19 protein-coding genes are annotated in these 19,774 nt (G+C 41.3%); 13 read left to right on the top strand and 6 right to left on the bottom strand.

What is annotated here, in order from left to right:
• Positions 1 to 2 precede the first annotated feature (2 nt).
• The 3 genes from V7K32_RS18830 to V7K32_RS18820 all read left to right on the top strand — a co-directional run bounded on the left by V7K32_RS18830 (position 3) and on the right by V7K32_RS18820 (position 1,377).
• Entirely contained in the window at positions 3 to 395 is a 393-nt protein-coding gene (locus tag V7K32_RS18830; RefSeq protein ID WP_334995332.1) for an Imm32 family immunity protein, read from the top strand.
• A 263-nt stretch (positions 396 to 658) separates the two neighbouring features.
• Entirely contained in the window at positions 659 to 931 is a 273-nt protein-coding gene (locus V7K32_RS18825) for a DUF2281 domain-containing protein (RefSeq protein ID WP_334995331.1), read from the top strand.
• A gap of 2 nt (positions 932 to 933) precedes the next feature.
• The gene (locus V7K32_RS18820) at positions 934 to 1,377 is read left to right on the top strand and encodes a type II toxin-antitoxin system VapC family toxin (RefSeq protein WP_334995330.1); all 444 of its coding nucleotides are present in this window, start codon (positions 934 to 936) and stop codon (positions 1,375 to 1,377) included.
• A 95-nt stretch (positions 1,378 to 1,472) separates the two neighbouring features.
• Here V7K32_RS18820 and V7K32_RS18815 read toward each other — a convergent pair whose 3' ends face one another.
• Positions 1,473 to 2,870 carry an esterase-like activity of phytase family protein gene (locus tag V7K32_RS18815; RefSeq protein ID WP_334995329.1) on the bottom strand — a complete coding sequence of 466 codons (1,398 nt, stop codon included), beginning with the start codon at positions 2,868 to 2,870 and terminating at the stop codon, positions 1,473 to 1,475.
• Positions 2,871 to 3,594: 724 nt separating this feature from the next.
• Between V7K32_RS18815 and V7K32_RS18810 the strand changes: the two genes are divergently transcribed.
• From V7K32_RS18810 to gloA2, 3 genes are all read left to right on the top strand, one after another.
• Positions 3,595 to 6,618, top strand: coding sequence for a beta-propeller fold lactonase family protein (locus tag V7K32_RS18810; protein WP_334995328.1), 3,024 nt, complete (start codon positions 3,595 to 3,597; stop codon positions 6,616 to 6,618).
• Between the two features lie 115 nt (positions 6,619 to 6,733).
• Positions 6,734 to 7,261: a PEP-CTERM sorting domain-containing protein gene (locus tag V7K32_RS18805; protein WP_334995327.1), complete on the top strand. Its 528-nt coding sequence runs from the start codon at positions 6,734 to 6,736 to the stop codon at positions 7,259 to 7,261.
• A 223-nt stretch (positions 7,262 to 7,484) separates the two neighbouring features.
• Positions 7,485 to 7,871, top strand: coding sequence for an SMU1112c/YaeR family gloxylase I-like metalloprotein (gloA2, locus tag V7K32_RS18800; protein WP_334995326.1), 387 nt, complete (start codon positions 7,485 to 7,487; stop codon positions 7,869 to 7,871).
• 349 nt (positions 7,872 to 8,220) lie between these two features.
• Here the strand turns inward: gloA2 and V7K32_RS18795 are convergent, their stop codons facing one another.
• Positions 8,221 to 8,700 (bottom strand): hypothetical protein, encoded by a 480-nt coding sequence (locus V7K32_RS18795; protein WP_334995325.1) that lies wholly within the window; start codon positions 8,698 to 8,700, stop codon positions 8,221 to 8,223.
• Between the two features lie 210 nt (positions 8,701 to 8,910).
• On the opposite strand from V7K32_RS18795, the gene V7K32_RS18790 reads away from it, so the two are divergent.
• Positions 8,911 to 9,741 carry an Rpn family recombination-promoting nuclease/putative transposase gene (locus V7K32_RS18790; RefSeq protein ID WP_334995324.1) on the top strand — a complete coding sequence of 277 codons (831 nt, stop codon included), beginning with the start codon at positions 8,911 to 8,913 and terminating at the stop codon, positions 9,739 to 9,741.
• A gap of 63 nt (positions 9,742 to 9,804) precedes the next feature.
• On the opposite strand, the gene V7K32_RS18785 is transcribed toward V7K32_RS18790, so the two are convergent.
• Positions 9,805 to 10,881: a PIN/TRAM domain-containing protein gene (locus V7K32_RS18785; RefSeq protein WP_334995323.1), complete on the bottom strand. Its 1,077-nt coding sequence runs from the start codon at positions 10,879 to 10,881 to the stop codon at positions 9,805 to 9,807.
• Between the two features lie 250 nt (positions 10,882 to 11,131).
• Here V7K32_RS18785 and hemW point away from each other — a divergent pair, with 250 nt between their 5' ends.
• Both hemW and V7K32_RS18775 read left to right on the top strand, forming a co-directional pair.
• Positions 11,132 to 12,313 (top strand): radical SAM family heme chaperone HemW, encoded by a 1,182-nt coding sequence (gene hemW, locus V7K32_RS18780; RefSeq protein WP_334995322.1) that lies wholly within the window; start codon positions 11,132 to 11,134, stop codon positions 12,311 to 12,313.
• Positions 12,314 to 12,359: 46 nt separating this feature from the next.
• On the top strand, positions 12,360 to 13,247 hold the full coding sequence (locus V7K32_RS18775; protein WP_334995321.1) for a UTP--glucose-1-phosphate uridylyltransferase: 888 nt from the start codon (positions 12,360 to 12,362) through the stop codon (positions 13,245 to 13,247).
• A gap of 285 nt (positions 13,248 to 13,532) precedes the next feature.
• On the opposite strand, the gene V7K32_RS18770 is transcribed toward V7K32_RS18775, so the two are convergent.
• A complete protein-coding gene (locus V7K32_RS18770; protein WP_334995320.1) occupies positions 13,533 to 14,933 on the bottom strand; it encodes a hypothetical protein in 1,401 nt (466 codons plus the stop codon).
• 308 nt (positions 14,934 to 15,241) lie between these two features.
• On the opposite strand from V7K32_RS18770, the gene V7K32_RS18765 reads away from it, so the two are divergent.
• The 4 genes from V7K32_RS18765 (at position 15,242) to V7K32_RS18750 (ending at position 17,375) form a co-directional block, all read left to right on the top strand.
• Complete coding sequence (locus V7K32_RS18765) at positions 15,242 to 16,366, top strand: THUMP domain-containing class I SAM-dependent RNA methyltransferase (RefSeq protein WP_334995319.1); 1,125 nt, start codon at positions 15,242 to 15,244, stop codon at positions 16,364 to 16,366.
• A gap of 99 nt (positions 16,367 to 16,465) precedes the next feature.
• Positions 16,466 to 16,642: a hypothetical protein gene (locus V7K32_RS18760; RefSeq protein WP_334995318.1), complete on the top strand. Its 177-nt coding sequence runs from the start codon at positions 16,466 to 16,468 to the stop codon at positions 16,640 to 16,642.
• A 77-nt stretch (positions 16,643 to 16,719) separates the two neighbouring features.
• A complete protein-coding gene (locus tag V7K32_RS18755) occupies positions 16,720 to 16,887 on the top strand; it encodes a UPF0175 family protein (protein WP_334995343.1) in 168 nt (55 codons plus the stop codon).
• Positions 16,888 to 16,889: 2 nt separating this feature from the next.
• The gene (locus tag V7K32_RS18750; protein ID WP_334995317.1) at positions 16,890 to 17,375 is read left to right on the top strand and encodes a DUF3368 domain-containing protein; all 486 of its coding nucleotides are present in this window, start codon (positions 16,890 to 16,892) and stop codon (positions 17,373 to 17,375) included.
• Between the two features lie 75 nt (positions 17,376 to 17,450).
• Here V7K32_RS18750 and V7K32_RS18745 read toward each other — a convergent pair whose 3' ends face one another.
• Both V7K32_RS18745 and V7K32_RS18740 read right to left on the bottom strand, forming a co-directional pair.
• Entirely contained in the window at positions 17,451 to 19,076 is a 1,626-nt protein-coding gene (locus V7K32_RS18745; protein WP_334995316.1) for an NAD(P)/FAD-dependent oxidoreductase, read from the bottom strand.
• Between the two features lie 257 nt (positions 19,077 to 19,333).
• Positions 19,334 to 19,639, bottom strand: coding sequence for a helix-turn-helix domain-containing protein (locus V7K32_RS18740; protein ID WP_334995315.1), 306 nt, complete (start codon positions 19,637 to 19,639; stop codon positions 19,334 to 19,336).
• Positions 19,640 to 19,774: the final 135 nt, after the last annotated feature.

Raw genomic sequence — 19,774 nt, 5'->3', positions numbered from 1 at the left:
GTATGATTCATATCCGTTTTAGTAACGACCATTATGGCGGTGAGATTGATCTGTCAGGTACACCGGGAGATTTAAGAAACATTTGCCAATCGATTCTTGAATTGTTTGAAGCTCAGGATGTGCAAGTTTATATTCCTGCCAATGAAGTTGATCCAGAACCTTATGATTCTTGTTTAAATTCGTTGCTCATTCGTAAGAGTGATTGTTCTGTCAAAGTTATGGTTGCTGGCAGTTCTTTAAAGATTGAAGGAACACCAGAAAAACTGAAAGTATTTGCAGACTGGTTTAATTTTGGCGATAGTACAGAATCAGGATATCATAGCCACTTTGAGTACTACGAAGGAAATGAGTGGGTTGATCCTGCCTCAGTTTCATTAATAATCTCAGTTCAGTAATATCTACATCGGCAACCAGACACACATGCAATGGAGATACCATTATCGCACAAGAAAGATGTGAAGTAATGTCAAATCTGATTTTTCTTTTCTTTAATTCCTACGAAAATCGGCACACTCATAGACAAAAATAATCAATCTGAGGGTGATAGCTGACTTGAATACCAGCCTAGCGACGACGATAGACAAGCGATAATTAAATTAATGGAAAAGATTGCTCAAGTAATTTCCGACTGGAAAATTGTGTAAACACAGAGGTAAAAATGACAATTAAAGAAATTATTACCCAAGAACTAGAAAAATTACCTGAACCGCTATTACAGGAAATTTTAGACTTTGTTCAGTTGTTACAAACCAAACATCAACAAATCGGCATATCCGCAAATAACCAACCAGAGCAAGCACTTATAGCAGAGGATACTTTAACAGGTTCCACTGCCCAAGATTTATTAGAGTTTGTCGGAAGTTGGTCAGGTTCGGACATTAAAGAATGCCTGCAACTAGTTCATTCTAGTCGTATGCCACTAGAATTTTAATCATGTATCTACTTGATACTAATCACTGTTCCTTCTTGATGGAAGGTGTGCCAAGTGTCGCCAATCACTTGCGTTCGCTTGGTCAAGTACAACTAGCAACTAGTGTCATTGTTGCAGGGGAGCTACGCTTTATGGCACAAAATTCCGAGCAAAAAGCCGCTAATTTCATCAAAATAAATGCGTTTTTGCGACGAATTAACTTATATGGAATCGACAAAGAAACAACAGAAATTTACGGTGATTTAAAATCAGAAATTATTAAGCAATTTGGCCCGAAAGAAAAAAGTAAACGTAGAACAACTAGATTAGCTACCATTGGCATTAGTGAAAATGACCTCTGGATAGCTGCGACAGCTTTACGTCACTCGTTGATTGTCGTTTCATGTAATAGTGACTTTGAGCGAATGCAACAAGTACGAGAATTTCTTTGGGAAAGTTGGGTTTAACCTTATTAGGTTGTAGAGTGGGCATTTTGCCTACTCTAACAGCTTCTAGCGTAGGCGTAGCCCTTCGTAGACATCGCTATCAACCCAACTCAATATCAATTTTTTCCTTTGATCTTCTGCGGTACGAAACCTGGCAAGTCAATACTGTCAACCGCAAAAACGAAAAACTTGTTTGGGTTGTCAACACTTGTCAAATGCAAGTTGTCCTGTATAGTACCAACAAAATCGTTGTCATTAGCAATGAACAATGTATGCTTTGTCACTCCGTTGATAACCACATCTTCTCCGAAGGCTAAACCTTCAAGTTTGGCTGGAATGTCCTCTACTTTGATGCCGTTTTGAGTTAGTGCAAGCACCACGTCGAGAAACAGGGTCTTACTGACCGCCTTGCCAACAAGGTTGCTTTCCCCAGTGATATTGCTAACTTCTTGAGCATTTGTCAGATCGATATGGTAAATCTTCTTGAAGGCAGCCTTAGAGCCATCGCCCAAACCTTTGCCATCGCGTTCATCTACTAAGAATTCGCGATCGCTGATAGCCAAAATCTCACTGACGGTAGGATATTTCGGTTTAGCCGACGTACCAATATTATCTAGCTGATAGGCGTATTCCTGGGTGGCACCTGTTTCTATGTCAATCTTGACGATTCTGGTATAAGCACCACCAGTACCACCATCCTGAAGCAGTGGACTCTGCAAAATGCCAAACAGGGTTTTACCGTTGGGAGTAATTGCAAGTCCTTCCATGCCTTTGTTCGCAACCCGACCAGACGTGTTACCACTAATCTCTGTATCACTAACGGGACTCAAGTTGCTGACTGCAAACTTGGTAGGTAGGTTAAAGACCCTCATCCGCCTACCTGTATTGCGGTTAAACTGGTATATATAGGGGCCGTATTCATCCGAGATAAATATCTGCTCTCCACTATTGGATACACGCACCCCTTCAGGATCGAAACGCGCATTGTTGGAATATGTTGAGATTTGGTTGGGGTCAAAGTTGTCTGAGCGTCCAGTGAAATAGTTTCTACTGTTAGCATTCAGGGCTGGGACACCGCTAGGTACACCCAATCCCGCACCACTTCCGTAGTAAAGAGGCTGATTGCTTGATAACAGAGTTGTGTCAATTAAGGAAGGGGTAAGGGTGAAAGGCAATGCTGATGAATCATTGCTTGGTACAAGTTCCAGTTGGATAGTTTGGAAGCGGTTGATATAGGATGTTGTGTCACTCACCGCACTGTTGTATGATACCGCATTTGGCCCGCGGTCTGGAACACCGATAAAGGTATTATTGCCAGCATAGGCTAGTCCCGACCCTAGACCACCCAAGAGATTTCCCGGAACGCCGTTTTCTAGGGGAGCAGATGTTTCGGTGGAGCGATCGCCTATCTTACCATCTAGGCTCCCAATTGCAATCAATTTAACCTCTGCATGGGCGGCAGGAGCCATTACAAATAACGCCAACAAGGACAAAATAATACTTTTGTTGAGCATATCACTTCCATTGCTAAAAGACAGTATTTATTGAAGAATATTGTCAGTTTTTTTACTTTTTTATTATCTAGGATTAATTATTAAGTAAAAATTAAGCTTAGATTAATCAAGGACTATTAAAATTTCTCTTAAAACCATAAGCAGCAGCATTCTCAATCTACTAGCAAGAGACAAAAAAACCACATTATATATAAAGTTAAATAAAGATAAAGCCTAAAACGTAAAAATTAAATAATCGGAATTCATCAGGCAAGTTAAAAATTAAAACAAATTGCAAGTAATTTAAGATATAAAACCTGATTACTATATTTCCACTCAGCAACATCGAACATGATATAAGTAAGTGGGCGCAAATAATCATCACTGGCTCGTAGTTGCGCTGTCTTGCGCAAGACAGCGCAACTACGAGCCAAATACAGAGATTTTACTTTTGGTTAGATAGTTTAATTTTATCTTGTCTACCTACTTAAGGTGTTACAAAAAAACTTAACTAGTGGTTCATCTCATTAAATTTGATGAGTTTGTAATAAGCACAAAGCGTGCTTAAAAATCTAGAACTAAAGTCCTTACTACGAACTTTTTCACCCCTCATAACTAATGCGACAGACCACTAAATAAAATCCGCCACAACCAAAACATAACCAAAAATTACTGATAGCTTAACCATTAACCATAAATATCTGTACTTCAATAGTTATGGTTATCCCTATTATAGAAAAATTGCATGAAAACTAGTAGAAACCAAGGGTATCTATTAAGTCTTTTGCTGTTAAGTAGCTTGAGTGCAAGTATACAACCAGCTAGTGCTGGAACTACCAAACCCGTTGGTAACTTAGAAAGTGGAGCAGCTTTGCTACCCACAGGTCAAATCATCACGCCCGCAGCAGCACCAGGCTCGACGTTTGCACCTTTAGGAACTGGTTTGCGTACAGATAATAATGCTGATGCTGCTGAAGCCGTAAGCACAGCCCTCAGCCCAGATGGAAAAACTCTACTGGTTCTTACCAGTGGCTATAACCAAAACTTCAAGGATGAAAATACAGGTATTACTTTCACTTATCCTGTATTAGATCCGCTAACTGGTAAGCCAAGTGGTACAACAACCCCCAAAGCAGAATGGGTTTTTGTCTATGATGTCAGTAGCGGTAAGTTAGTTAAAAAACAACAAATTAATATTCCTAATACCTATAACGGTTTGGCTTGGGCTAAAGATGGCTCACGTTTCTTTGTCTCAGGCGGAATTGACGATCGCGTGTATGTTTATGCATCTAATGGTAGCCAATATGTACCAGATGCCCCCTTTATTTTACTAGGTCACAATTCTAACCAAACTGCCCCCTTCCCTAAATATGATGGTGGTTTGTTGAAGGATACACCAGCTAAGGCTGTGAGTACAGGAGCAGTTGTCGCGGGTATTGCAGTTAGTAAAGATGGCAAAACCTTAGTGGCTGCAAACTTTGAGAATGACTCTATATCAATCGTTGACACTCCTACCCGTAAGGTAACTAAAGAAATTAAGTTCTTTAGGGCAGGCGATAAAATAGCAACGGGTGAATTTCCTTTTGATGTCGCTATCAAAAATGCAGAAAACGGTCAAGCAGCGAAAGTTTTCATTAGTAGTCAGCGCGATAACGAAGTAGTTGCTGTTAGCATTACTTCTGGACAAATCACCCGGATACCAACAGGTAGCCAGCCAAACAAAGTACTGCTTTCAGCCGATCAAAATCGTCTATACGTAGCTAATGGTAATGATGACTCGATTTCAGTCATTGATACAAATAACAATAGCGTTGTCCAAACCATCTCTCTGTCTCGGCCAGGTGATAAATACAAAGGTGCTAATCCCAACTCTTTAACTCTCAGTCCAGATGGAGGAACACTTTATGTTACTCTAGGCGGCGAGAATGCGATCGCTGTTGTAGACTTGCAAGGTGGTCGGGTGAATGGACGCATCCCCACTGGCTGGTATCCTAATTCTGTAAGTGTCAGCGCTGATGGTCAAAGACTTTACGTTGTCAATGCCAAGAGCAATTCTGGCCCAAACCCGTCAAACAATCGGACAACTCCAGCCGGACTTGCACGTAACACCAATTTTAAAAACGATTACAACTGGGCTTTAGAAAAAGCTGGAATCTCAATTATTCCAGTGCCAAGTAGCAGTACTTTGGCTACACTTTCAACGCAGGTAGACAAAAACAACGGTTTTTATAGTCGTCGTCCTGACCGGATAATGAGGTATTTACAAGGCAAAATTAAGCACGTTATCTATATAGTTAAAGAAAACCGTACCTACGATCAGGTACTCGGTGACTTACCTATCGGTAATGGCGACCCAGCACTTACCTTGTTTCCCTACAAGATTTCACCCAACCATCACAAGCTGTCCCTTGCCTTTGCAACTTTTGATAACTTCTACGACAGTGGCGAATCCAGTGGAGTAGGTTGGAACTGGTCTACTTACGGTCGTACTACAGACTACACCGAAAAAAGCCAATCAGTTCTTTACGGTAACGCGGGCTTTAACGGCTTAACCTACGATTACGAAGGTACAAATCGGAATATCAGTCTTGCACTAGGGCAAACTTCCTCGAATAAATCGCCAATTAATACTCGTATAACAGGAGTTTTAGATCCTTCTGGGGAGTCTTCCATATTACCTGGAGACAGGGATGTTGATGCTCCCGAAGGAGATGGTAATCTCAAACCGGATGCCATTGGTGGTTATCTGTGGGATACGGCGCTACGTGCTGGCAAGACTGTACGCAATTACGGTTTCTTCGTTGATAACGGAATTCCTTACACCACTAGCCAAACTGATCCAACCAAACCCGATCCGAAAAACCCGGCTTATATCCCCATCTCCCCAACCCCTTACGCTGATAAGATTCCTCAAGCTCCTGTTACTAAAACTGCATTGTTGGATAAAACCGATCTTTATTTCCGGTCATTCGATCAAAATAATGCTGATACTTATTTGTACAAGGAATGGGAAAGGGATCTTCAGCAAAATGGACTACCCAATTTAATGCTTGTGCGTTTATCTCACGATCATTTTGGTTCTTTTGGCACTGCTTTATTTGGACTAAATACTCCTGAATTGCAAATGGCAGATAATGACTATGCTATTGGCAAGTTGGTAGAGAAAATTTCTCATCTGCCGGAGTGGAAGGAAACAGCAATTTTCATCATTGAAGATGATTCCCAAAATGGGCCGGATCACGTTGATTCCCACCGTTCGTTAGCCTATGTTATTTCGCCCTATACAAAACGGGGTGCGCTCATTAGCACTAACTACAACACCATTAATATATTGCGGACAATGGAGGATTTGTTAAACATTAAGTATTTGGCAATTACTGATGCTAATGCTGAACCAATGTCAGATGCCTTCACAAGAGAACCAAACTTTGAGCCTTACAAAGCTATTGTGCCAGGTAACTTGTGTGCTAAAACTGTAGATCCGAAACTAGTACCAGCTTGCCAAGACCCCAAGGTTGAAAATACAGCAGCTATGCCCATTCTAAATGATACAAAATGGTGGGCTGCTATAACCAAAGGTTTCGATTTTATCGGTGAAGATAAGATTGATGCAGAGAAATTCAACGAAATTCTTTGGACAGGAATTAAGGGCAATAATATTCCTTATCCTGAAAACCGTAACGGTAAAAACTTACGGCAAAATCGCGCTCAACTTCTAAAGGATTGGCAATTGAGTGAAATGAATAAATCTACTGGCGCTAAGAAGTAAATATTAGGCGTCTGGTGAAAATGTAGAGACGTAGCAGAAAATGTAGAGACGTAGCAGTGCTACGTCTCTACAGGGTTTAAATAGTTTATTTATCTAATGCAACAGGAAAATTGAGATGAAATTGTTTCAAAAATTAGCGATCGCTACTAGTCTAGTTCTTAGTTTAGCTACTTTAACCACTAAATCCGCATCGGCTGCAATTATTAATTATGCTTTCACTGTTGATAGTTCTACAGCTAAGGGTAACGGTCTATTTAGCTTTGATGACTCAACTTTCAGTAATGATAATATCCCGGTAGCGCCAGTTCAATCGCTAACTTTTCAATTCGATAATAACCCCAAGATTTACACCGCAAAGGATGATGTTGAATATCCAGATTATCCCCTTGCATTTCCAACTGTATCCTTAGCAGATAACGCACCGATTGGATTGCTATACAGCTTCCAAGACAAAGCTAATTCTGACAAAAATTACGAAATTGCTGGAACATTATTTTCTGTCTCCTCCGAAACTTCCAATTCCGGTACAGTTTCTTATCGACAAGTACCTGAACCTAGTACTTTAGGTAGCACATTTCTTGTTGGTAGCATTGGCTTGTTCCTGAAAAGAAAGGTAAGCTCAATTAAAAAGATTAAAGCTTAATTTATAGCGATTCTCCTGAAGGGTGCAACACAGTTATAACCTCACCCCGCATTTGATATTGCAAACACTCCCCTCTCCTTGATCAGGAGAGGGGTTGGGGGTGAGGTTTAAAAATATACTTCATGCAAACAAGAACCGCTATATACTTGAGAGGATGTAATGTGGTTGTCGTTATAACCTACGTCCACTCTCTTAAGAATTGTACTAAAAAAGCAAAACACCAATGAAAACCACTGGTATTCATCATGTAGCTATTATTTGTTCTGACTACGATCGCTCCAAAAATTTTTATGTAGAAGTTTTAGGATTTCCGATTATTCAAGAGACTTTTCGCGCCGCAAGAAATTCTTATAAATTAGATTTACGAGTTGGAGAAAATGCTCAAATAGAGCTATTTTCTTTCCCAAATCCTCCAGAACGACCTAGTAAACCAGAGTCTTGTGGTTTAAGGCATCTTGCTTTTAAAGTTGATGATGTTGAGGAAACTGTTTTTTATTTAAAATCAAAAGGAGTGGAGGTAGAAAATATCAGAGTTGATGAAATTACAGATAAAAAATTTACTTTCTTTAAAGACCCAGATAATTTACCATTAGAGATTTATGAGCATTAAAAATAGTTGAAACCCACGGAGGTGGGTAAAGTCTCGGATAGCCGCGAATTGCATTCGCTAGGGCAGGCGTGTTTTTACAAAAGTGATATAAGCTAAAAAAAAATAAGCTTGCATAACCCTTAGGGACTTCCAAATTTAAAAATATCCAAAAATCTCATATAACAATCCTCTTTCCTCTTCCTATCTCTGCGCCCTCTGCGCCTAATAAGGTTCGTTTTATTGAATAATTTCTTTCTTGGAAATCCCTTATTAAATATAACTCTTGTGGGGTGGGCATCCTGCCCGCCCAGTATATGCAAGTTTATTTGTGGAACAGCTTACTCCCAGTTGTTTTGATTCTAAATCCACTTTACGGCATAAAATTTATCTCGTTTTTTGGGGGACAGTAAATACTTCTACCAAAAGAATCGCCAGTTTCTGCATCCATTACTTCCACAAGTTTAGCGTTATCAGTACAGACGCTTCTACCTCTAGACATACTCAACTGACCTTGAACATAACCAGTCACTATCCACACCATTCGATTGTTAGAAATCGATGATTTGTACTCTCCTGTTTCGGCTGCAAATTCCTCGTATGTTGTAAGTTTTGCTTCTGTAATTTGCATCTTACTAGACTTTTTGAGAACACGTTCAATCGTAATCAAGCGACTTGCTGGTAGGCTATTATTTGCAGGGTATATTCGTACTATTGAGTTAAATGGTATTGGTTGATTTACTTGCTTTTTTGTCTGTACTAGTTTAGCTGTAACTGTCTGCACGAGCAATAAACTAGTGGCACCAGCAAATACAAAAGCAGATAATGAAGTTATTGTAAAAATATTAATCATAATAGTGCAAATGCGCTTCATAATACTCAGAATGCTAACAACTCATAACAGCACTTTAAATTAATTCGTAATTACGCTTTTTATGAGACGCTGCACGAACACAATTGAGTATTATTATAAATTATAATTTTAAGCGATCGCCTCCGGTGAGTATTTGCATCATATTTCACATAAATAGCAAATGAGTAAGCTATTTGGTAAAATTCTAAAATGTTTGACAATATCTGTAAATTTTTAGCTGAAAATTTCTCCAGCGACTTCGCCACTTGGTTATTAGGCGAACCTATTACATTAACCGAACTCAGTCCAAAAGAATTATCTCTCGAACCCATTCGTGCTGATGCCCTCATTCTGCTACAGTCGGAGCAAAACATCTTACATTTGGAATTTCAAACCCAAGTTGATGCTGAAATTCCTTTTCGGATGATTGACTATCGGTTGCGAGTGTATCGCCGCTTTCCAGACAAAGCAATGCATCAAGTTGTGATTTACCTCAAGCAGACAAATTCAGATTTGGTGCAACAAAATACATTTACAATTGCTGGGACACGCCATGAATTTTCAGTTATCAGACTTTGGGAACAACCAACCGAAGTATTTTTGAGAACGTCTGGACTGTTACCCTTTGCGGTTTTGAGTAGTACAATTGATCCAGAAGCCGTGCTTAACCAAGTTGCACGGGAAATTAATAGTATGACAGAATCAAGAAATCAAAGTAATATTGCTGCTTCCACGGCGATTTTAGCTGGTTTAGTATTAAACAAAGAGGTTATCAGACGAGTTTTGAGGTCAGATATTATGCGCGAGTCAGTGATTTATCAAGATATTTTAGAAGAAGGCAAAGCTGAAGGTAAAGCTGAAGGTAAAGCTGAAGGTAAAGCTGAAGGTAAAGCTGAAGGTAAGGCTGAAGCTTTACTTGAAGTTGCAAGCAATCTTTTTAATACTGGTATGCCATTAGAACAGATAGCAAGATTGACAGGGTTATCAATTGAGCAGTTACAGTATTTACAGGTAAGTGAGTCTGGTGAGTCTAATCAATAAATAATCGGTGCAGGTTGACTGCACCGATTAGGAAGTGTGACTCTAATTAAACATCCCATTGTTTCAGGCTAACGCTGAAGCTTGGGGTTTGGCAAAAATCATTCTTCCTGCTGTAGTTTGCAAAGCACTGGTAACTACTACTCGCAGTTCACCACCCACATAATTGCTGCCTTCTTCAACAACTACCATTGTGCCGTCATCTAGGTAGCCAATACCTTGACTGGGTTCTTTGCCTTCCTTGAGAATTTTCAAATCCAAGTTATCGCCAGGTAAATAACTGGGACGGACGGCGTTTACTAAATCATTGACATTCAAAACAGGGACTTTCTGAACACTGGCGACTTTAGACAAGTTGTAGTCGTTGGTTAGTAATGTACCGCTAATTTCTTGGGCAAAGCGCACTAACTTGGCATCTACTGTGGGAATATCGTCGTAGTCAACTGCATTAATCACGATGCGATCGGGATATTCTTCTTTAATGCGGTTGAGAATTTCTAGTCCTCGTCTTCCCCGCACCCGCTTTTGGTCTTTGCTAGCATCGGCTACTTGTTGGAGTTCTTGCAAGACAAACTGCGGTACAAGAATTTGCCCTTCCAAAAACCCTGTTTCTAGTAACGCTTCAATGCGACCATCTATAATACAACTGGTATCTAAAACTTTGGTATTGGCGGGTTTTAGCGTTCCTTCCACTACCATCGATTCGACAGTGTTGGGATTAATGAAGCGCAATAAGCCTCGCCCGTGGGTATCTGCCAAATTCATGCCAGTGACAGAGAGGATAATACTGCCGACAACTGCTACCAGTGGTTTAATAAATCCAAAATCTGCCGGGATGGGTAGCAAAAATAGTGGGGCTAGCATCAGGTTAGCTAGCAATAGCCCAATCACTAAGCCGATCGCACGAGTTAATATCACTTCCAGAGGCATTTCTTTGACTTGTGATTCTAGGCGACGATATGTCGTCTGGAAACTCAGCCCGATCGCACCACCAATAATAGCAGCAAACACGGCAACAACTAAGCGTAAAGCTTCAAGATTTGTTACCTGATCTAGTGTGCCATTGGGCAGTAGTTCAATGCTGTAGAACCCTATTCCCGACGCTGCCAGAATAAATGAGAAAATAATAATGGCGTCAAGCATGGTTGTCTTGTTTTCCTGCAACTGTGGTAACCGAGAAAGTTAAGTATTTTTTATTTCATCGGTAAGATAAACTAATCAATATTGACTTACACTAAGGGTTTAGTAGGGCAATATCTGCAATTATTATAACTAAAGGCTTTTATCTTCATATTTTTCATTGTTTCGTTGTAAAACGACAAAAATTTGTAAAGGAACTGCTTATTTTCATTGTCTCTAATTCGCAGCTGGCTTAACTTCATCTTTTCTCAAAATGAGTCAAAAATTTAGTCTTTCTGAAATTGCCAGTTCTGCGTATGTGCATATTCCCTTTTGCAGACGGCGGTGTTTTTATTGTGATTTCCCGGTGTCTGTTGTGGGCGATCGCTTGCGGGGCGAAACATCTGGTACTATCTCCCAATATGTTGATGTGCTATGTCAAGAAATTGCCATTACACCAGCATTTGGTCAACCCTTGAAGACAATTTTCTTCGGTGGTGGTACTCCTTCGCTGCTATCAATAGAGCAGTTACAACGGATAGTAACAGAGCTAGAGAAGCATTTTGGTATTGTATCTGGGGCAGAAATTTCTATGGAAATTGACCCAGCCACCTTTGATTTAGCCCGTATAGCAGGTTATCGCAATGTTGGCGTGAACCGGGTAAGTTTAGGTGTACAAGCCTTTCAATCAGAATTATTGCAAAAGGCCGGGCGATCGCACTCAGTTGAAGATATTTTTGCAGCTGTGGAACTAATCCACCAAGTCGAGATTCCCAAATTTAGCTTAGACTTAATTTCTGGGTTGCCGCATCAGTCTTTGGATCAATGGCAAGATTCTCTCTTAAAAGCGGTAGCGATCGTACCCACTCACATTTCCATCTACGATCTTACCATCGAACCAGGTACAGCCTTTGGTCGTTACTACAAACCTGGCGATACTCCAATGCCTACGGATGAAGCTACAGTCAAAATGTACCAGATGGGGCAGCAAGTTTTGACTAGTGCAGGTTATGAGCATTATGAAATTTCCAATTATGCCCAACCTGGTCATCAGTGTCGGCATAATCGAGTCTATTGGGAAAACCGCCCTTACTATGGCTTTGGTATGGGTGCGGCGAGTTATGTTGAGGGGAAACGCTTCACTCGTCCCCGTAAAACTAGGGAGTATTACCAGTGGGTGGAAGCTGGCGGTGTGATTGATTGTGATGTGACTCCCCCAAAGGAAGTATTGTTAGAAACGTTAATGTTGGGGTTGCGTTTGGCAGAGGGTGTGAGTTTGGCGGCGTTGGCGGAGGGGTTTGGGGAAGAGAAGGTGGAGGAGATTTGCAGGTGTTTGCGAGGGTATTTTGATCGAGGTTGGGTGGAAGTTACTGAGGGAAGGTTGCGTTTGATTGATCCCCAGGGGTTTTTGTTTTCTAATGTGGTGTTGGCACATTTGTTTGAGAAGCTGGGGTGACGAACCTTATTAGGCGCAGAGGGCACAGAGAGAGGAGGGGAAATTTATGCAGAAAAATAAAGTTAGAAAAGCTGTGATTCCGGTAGCTGGTTTTGGGACTCGGTTATTTCCAGCTACTAAAGTTGTGAAAAAAGAACTTTTTCCGATTATTGATCGAGATGGTAGGGCAAAACCTGTGATTTTAGCAATTATTGAAGAGGCAATTAGTGCTGGAATTACAGAAGTGGGGATTGTGGTACAGCCGGATGATAAAGAAATATTTGAAGATTTATTTAAAAACCCACCCAAAAAAGAACTTTTAAATAAACTCTCACCACAAAATCAAGAATATAGCCGATATCTCGAAGATTTAGGTAGCAAAATTACCATTTTATTGCAAGAGGAGCAATTAGGCTATGGTCATGCCGTATTTTGTGCCAAAGATTGGGTAGAAGATGAGCCGTTTTTGCTAATGTTGGGCGACCATATTTATGCATCTGATATTGACAAATCTTGTGCTAGTCAACTTTTAGATGTTTATGAACAAGTTAATCAAAGCGTTGTTAGCTTAACTACAACGCCAGCAGAAATTCTTCATATATCTGGATGTGTAACAGGAGTTTGGCAAGAGTTAAACTCGATTCTGGAAGTTACACAACTCTATGAAAAGCCTACCATTGAGTATGCACAACAACATTTGCGTGTAGAGGGAATGGCAGAAAATGAGTTTTTATGTATATTTGGTTTATATTTACTTACGCCGAAAATTTTTGACTTTTTAGCAGAACAGATAAACCAAAATTTCCGAGAAAGAGGCGAATTTCAGTTAACATCTTCTCTTGATAGATTGTGTCAGGAAGAGGGAATGATCGGATATGTTGTTAAAGGCCAGTGTTTTGATACAGGTTTGCCGGATACTTATCGCCAGACAATGATTGATTTTAGAAAAATATAGATTATAGGACTAGCTCTTTCAAGGTGACTCGTAAAATAAGATTGTTTTTTCTCAGCGCTCTCTGTGCCTCTGCGGTTTAAAAGTAATTTATTTCACCTTATTAGGCGCAGACAACACAGAGATAAGAGGTTAGAGAGGTATTTATTTTCGAGAATTTTTACCCACCTTGAAAGGGCTAGTCCTAGATTAATCTCAATTCAATTTGTTTGTCTGGGAGCATCTCACTTTTACTGAGTACTTTATTCTTTGGAAGTCACTTGGGTGAAGTTGAATAAGCTAAATCAATCACAAAACTACCTCAAAACTAGCGGTACTTAGAGTAGGAAAGCAGCTAGCACCCAATTGTGCAAATTTACCTCCCCCAGAATTTATATCCGCAAAATCATCCGCCGAACCATTGGGGTTATAAAAAAGACTACCATTTACGCTATTATAAACAATCACCGCATTACTATTTACTGCCAAAGTATCGTTCGTCACTGTGGCAAAGTCTGCGGAATTTAATTCAGTTGGGAAGACTGAGTTACTTAGAGCGGTAAAGGTAGATTTAGATAGTTGGATCTTGTCTTCATTAGGAGTGAAATCACTAATAATATCAACTCCGAGTTCCTTAATATCAAACTTTGATCCTGTTGCAAATGCAAACTTATCTGAACCAGCGCCTCCTTTTAAGAAGTCGTCCCCACTATCTCCCTGTAGGTAATCGTTGCCTTTATTCCCGATCAGAATATCTTTTCCACTACTGCCAAAAAGAATATCATCACCCTTGCCCCCCACAAGCTTGTCGTTACCACTACCCCCATCTATTCTGTCTCCACCATCTCCACCAATAAGGGTGTCAGAACCTGCTCCCCCATCAATGTAATGGTTACCAATAACACCAGAAAGCGAAATTCTGTCATTACCGTCCCCAGCAAAAATAACCTTATCGCCAGCCGAAAAATTCCCCCAACTAAAGGTATCGTCTCCATTTGTCGTAACAACATCAGTACTTATCACATTTCTGGCTCGAGCAACTGCCTCTTTTATGGCATCAGCAAAATTCTCACTTTTAGAACCAAGAGTCAGGACACTACCTCGACCAAGCTGGGTAACTAGTGTCTGGTAATCGGCTGCAACATTACTCGTAGTTAGAAAAATGGGAATAATGTTATTTGCTTCTAGCGCAGTTTTTACTTGTCCAATCTCTGGATAATCTTCATTAGGATCAATTACACCATCTCCATTATTGGCAATAGTATCACTTGGACTAACTGCTGCCCGATCGCCAGCAACATGATAAGTACTATCGGTAGCTATTATAACAACCCGAAATGAACCGACTCTGTAACCGAGACTGCCACCGCTATCTAAAGCTGTGTACAAGAGTGCGTCTAATTGTGATTCGGGCGCATCATTGCCACCAAAGGCTTCAAGGTTAAAGATTTGGTCTTTAATTGTTGTTACATTATTTGTCAAAGCGACTTCTGGTTTATATACATAGTCAGCGTAACCCCCAAGAGGCGCTATTGGCTTATCCTTGAAGGAAGCAATACCAAATTTCAGGTCATTACCAAAGATACTTGCTAACATCGGGTTGGTTAACCGATTTACCGTCGCCGGAAGTACGGCTTTTTCCTGGGCTAAATCCTTATCTGATGACGATGTTAAGTCTTTTAGCAGAACAATATCAGATACTAAAGTCATTCGTTTATCCCTCTGACTATTTTAATTAATGGGTTATATTGCAAAGTGCCTGAACACTATTTCAGCTTGATATTACCCTGGTTAATTGGATTTAAGATAGTACTTAAAATGAAGAAATAATAATCTCTTTCCAAAAATATTTGCTGTGTCCTTACTTTGGCTTGATTTTGTTTGTCTGGGTCTCTTGTTATACTGAGTTACTTAAAAGGTTGTAATCGCAGACTTAACGAGAGAGAATGTCGCAAGATATGAGTTAAGCTAAAGTGCGTCAATGGGTCAGCAGTGAAGACAATGCTTTGGATTAGAGGATGAATCAGTATTTTGCAACGGTTGCTCGTGGATTAGAAACCCTCGCGGCTCAGGAGTTAGAGCAGCTAGGCGCTCATTCAGTCGAGCCTGGGTTTTGCGGTGTAGCCTTTGAGGGCGATCGCACCCTACTTTATCGCGTCAACCTCTGGGCTAGGCTGCCGTTCCGAATCTTGGTGAACATCCGTGAGTTTCCTTGCCTTGATGCCAAGGATCTCTATCGCGGCATTCAAACTATCGATTGGGTAAACTATCTCACCCCAGACATGACTTTGGCAGTGAATACCACAGGCAAAAACGATCGCCTCAACCACAGCCACTTCACATCTCTCCAGATCAAAAATGCGATCGTTGACCAGCAGCAGCAAAATCTCGGCGAACGTTCAAATGTAGAGCTTCATGAACCAGATGTGCGGATCAATGTTCATATTGAACGCGACTTTTGCACCGTTAAACTCGACAGTTCTGGAAAAAGTCTGCACCGCCGAGGCTACCGTCCTGCGGTTGGCGCAGCCCCTCTAAAGGAATCTCTGGCTGCTGCCCTGATTCAACTTTCAAGCTGGCAGCCAGACCAAATGTTTTATGACCCTCTGTGTGGATCTGGCACTTTACCTCTAGAAGCTAGCTTAAAGGCACTGAATATAGCACCAGGGCTGTTTCGTGAATCCTTTGGATTTGAAAATTGGCTCGATTTTGATTTATCCCTTTTAGAAAACCTGCTGCAAGAAGCTAAGGATAGCCAACTGGATACCCTGCCCGCCCCTATTTGGGGAAGCGATCGCGATGAAAATATAATTGAGCAAGCGATTAACAATGCTCAAAACTGCGGCGTTGATAACCATGTATGGTTTTCTCAAATGGAGCTTGCTGATGTTGTCGCCCCCGCAGACAGTGGGGTTTTATTCTGCAATCCACCTTATGGCGAACGGCTGGGGCGAGATAGCGATTTAGGGGCATTTTACAAACTTTTGGGCGATGTGCTAAAACAACGCTTCAAAGGCTGGACTGCATTTGTGCTGAGTGGCAACAAGGAACTGTCTCAATCGATTGGATTAAAATCATCCCAGCGAATTGCGGTGTATAACGGAACGTTGCCCTGTCAGTTAATGAAATATGAGTTGTACTAAGACAGAATCGGTCATATTTTGCGATTTACATGAAGGCGATCGCTCTGGGTAGCCTATTCTAACTGCTAAAATGCAAGAAACAAAGCTGGAGGAAAAGCCATGAGTCTGGCAGTTTTGGACGATATCATCGAAGCCAGTGGCTTACCAGAACGCGAATTCTTGTTGGAACCGACTTTCCGCACTTCATCGTGTAATATGCGTAGATTTCCCATAGGTGGAAAAAAATGGTTAAATCAACAACATAAATCGCCAATGGTATTCAATATTAATACTTAATAATTTGAACATTATTAGGAATTTTTATTGAAAAGATAGATAATACATTTTGAAGTGCGGAATGTGGGTTGGAAATTGTGATTATGCTGTTCCAACGGGACAAAATCAGCTTAGGAAAGGCTAGTGAATTGATCGGAATGCATCGGATGCAGTTTCAAAAATTACTGGCTGATCGAGGCATTTGTGTTCATTACGATGTAGCTGAATTTCAGGAAGACCTGAAAACATTGCAGGAATCAGGCTGACGATGACTATCGTCAGTAACACTTCGCCAATCTCGAACTTAGCAAAAGTTGGGCAGATTAGTCTTTTACAGCAGCTTTATGAAACAGTTTTGATTCCAACTGCGGTTTATGATGAACTGCTGGATGAGAGGGCGGGAGAGGATGTCATTACAGCAGTTAAATCAGCAATTTGGCTAAAAATACAAGTAGTAGATAACCAAGAATTAGTTAGTGATCTGCAAAAGCTGATAAATTTGGGAGAGGCTGAGGCGATCGCTGTTGCTATTGAAGTGAATGCAGCTCGATTACTAATTGATGAGCGTTTGGGTAGACAAGCGGCGACAGATCGAAGATTGAGAATTACTGGGGTATTTGGTATTCTGCTTACAGCAAAACTACAAGGGTTAATTGCAGCAATCAAACCTGTGATGGATGATTTGATTGCTAAGGCAAATTTTCGGGTAAGTAGTCAACTTTATGCAGAAGTTTTAATGGCAGCGAATGAATAGATTGATACTTTTCTGTTGGCTAAATTTGCTCGCAATGGGAGCAAAATATTTTAGCCGATCGCTCTCAATTCAAAATCAGCTGCTGAAAGTGCGATCGCGATTTTTCAAAATACTTAAAGCCACCGCCTCCGCCACCTTGATACCATCGATACCAGCCGAAAGGATTCCCCCCGCATATCCCGCGCCTTCACCAGCCGGATAAAGACCGACTGTATTTAAACTCTGATAATCTTCTTTGCGTTTAATCCGAATTGGTGATGATGTGCGGGTTTCCACCCCAGTCAACACGGCATCATTCATCGCAAATCCTTTAATTTGTTTGTCAAAAGCGGGAAGTGCTTCACGGATGGCTGCGATCGCATAATCTGGTAAACTCTGACTCAAATCACCCAAATGTACCCCTGGTGTATAAGACGGTTTAACCGTTCCCAATGCTGTAGAAGGGCGATGGTTGAGAAAGTCTCCCACCAACTGCCCTGGAGCTTCATAAGTCCCACCGCCCAACTCAAAAGCCCGTTCTTCCAAGCGCCGTTGCAAGTCAATACCCGCCAAAGCATTTCCCGGATAATCTTCCCAGGTGATACCCACAACGATCGCACTATTGGCATTACGCTCATTACGAGAATATTGGCTCATCCCATTGGTGACAAGTCGGCCTGGTTCTGATGCGGCTGCAACCACCAAGCCTCCTGGACACATACAAAAACTGTAGACGGAACGACCATTTTGGCAGTGATGAACTAGTTTATAATCGGCAGCACCTAAAAGTTTATGACCAGCTTGAGCGCCAAAACGACATTTATCGATGAGAGTTTGAGGATGTTCAATCCGAAAGCCGATAGAAAAAGGTTTAGCCTCGATGTAAACTCCGCGATTATATAGCATTTGGAAGGTATCACGGGCGCTATGACCTACTGCCAGAACTACATGCTCACTGGCGATATATTCCCCACTGGCGAGAGTTACTCCCCGCACCTGTCCATTTTCGATGTTGATATCTTCCACCCGGCTTTGAAAGCGAATTTCACCGCCGAGGGATTCGATTTTGGCACGCATACTTTGGACGATTCCCACCAATTTGAAGGTGCCGATATGCGGTTTATTGATATAAAGAATTTCTGGTGAGGCTCCCGCATTGACGAGTTCGGTTAGTACTTTGCGCCCATAATGCTGAGGATCTTTGACTTGACTGTAGAGTTTGCCATCGGAGAATGTACCCGCCCCACCTTCGCCAAACTGGGCATTAGATTCTGGGTTGAAGTCTGATTTTTTCTTCCAAAAGCCAAAAGTATCAACGGTGCGATCGCGGACTTTTTTCCCACGTTCTAAAATGATGGGACAAAAGCCCATTTGTGCCAGCATCAAACCCGCAAATAAGCCACAAGGCCCAGTACCAATAATGATGGGGCGAATCGCCAAATTCCTCGGTGCTTGTGCCACTGGGCGATAACTCATGTCTGGCGTGACCATCACATGAGAATCTTTTCTCAGGCGGTTGAGTAGATGAGTTTCCTGAGTCGTTTCTACATCCAGAATATAAACAAGGTTAATCTCTCCTTTCTTACGGGCATCATAGCTACGCTTGAAGATGGAATAGCTGATCAAATCTTCGTCCGTGATTTGCAGCTTTTTGAGGATGGCAGTCTTTATCTCATCTTCAGGATGATCAAGCGGGAGCTTTACTTCAGTTAGTCGTAACATAGCGAGGAGAAATTCATACTGTCTATCAAAATATTAACAACACAGGCAGAAGGCAGCACGAATACTGCCTTCTGCCGAAACCTTACATAAACACTGACTTTTCACGTCATGGAAAAACCCACGAAAAACCTAACCCCCCTCCCGACGCAGTTCCAACGAGTAATAATACGTAGCAAAAATTACCTCAGAGAAACAAGAAAAGTTTACAAAAATGTAAAGAATCCCCGTGCGTTCACGCCCGGGAGTGTCAATTGAAATCAATACCTGTTAAGGTGTAGTTCGAGTGTATTGAGCAACTTGGGCAAGTCCTTTTGAGAAACCTGACGTGTACCCGTCTCGACTGCATCAACCCAGGAAACGCTTTTCCCCATCGTTGTAGCTAAAAATGCTCTAGACCAGCCTTTTGCTTTTCTCGCTTCTCTAATGACATTACCTGATAGAGGCTGGATATTGTTTGCACTTAGCTGATTCGAGTCCACGGTCAAGCGTTCCTGTACTTCTGCTGGTAAATGAAAACGCCATGTAGAATTGAGTATTTGATTCCAGTAACCTATAGAACCCATTTGACATCTTTTACTGTGTTGAAGTAAAGTGAGCGCAAAAGTTGTATAGAACCCATTTGACATCTTTTACTGTGTTGAAGTAAAGTGAGCGCAAAAGTTGTATAAAGTAGTAATGCCATACTCTAGCAGCCTCAC

The organism is Nostoc sp., from assembly GCF_036917635.1.
Classification (GTDB): Bacteria; Cyanobacteriota; Cyanobacteriia; order Cyanobacteriales; family Nostocaceae; genus Nostoc.
Note: the sequence above shows the minus strand (reverse complement) of the source record. Positions and strands in the feature narration are given on the sequence as shown.